The organism is Arthrobacter sp. P1_H7 (assembly GCF_056405215.1).
On sequence record NZ_JBFUCO010000047.1, the window covers coordinates 1 to 415 of the forward strand.

Below are 415 nucleotides of genomic sequence, written 5' to 3' on the forward strand. Positions count from 1 at the left end.
AGACATCCCCGTTAGACATCCCCGTTAGAGCAGATAAGGACCTGTTGTGAAAATCATTGCCGCTGAAGTGTTCGTCACCAGCCCCTCCCGGAACTTCGTGACCCTGCGGATCACCACCGAGGACGGGGTGACCGGGATCGGGGACGCGACCCTGAACGGGCGTGAGCTGGCCGTGGCCGCGTATTTGAAGGAGCACGTCGCGCAGCTGCTGATCGGCAAGGACCCGCACCGGATCGAGGACACCTGGCAGTTCCTGTACCGGTCCTCGTACTGGCGCCGCGGCCCGGTCACGATGGCCGCGATCGCCGCGGTGGACATGGCGTTGTGGGACATCAAGGGCAAGCTCGCCGGGATGCCGGTCTACCAGCTCCTGGGCGGGGCGTCCCGGAACGGGCTGCGCGCCTACGGGCACGCC

1 pseudogene is annotated in these 415 nt (G+C 66.3%); it reads left to right on the forward strand.

Annotation, left to right across the window (positions count from 1 at the left end):
• Positions 1-46 precede the first annotated feature (46 nt).
• Positions 47-415 (forward strand): annotated as a pseudogene (locus tag AC1DXI_RS20755) (bifunctional D-altronate/D-mannonate dehydratase); the annotation flags it as partial.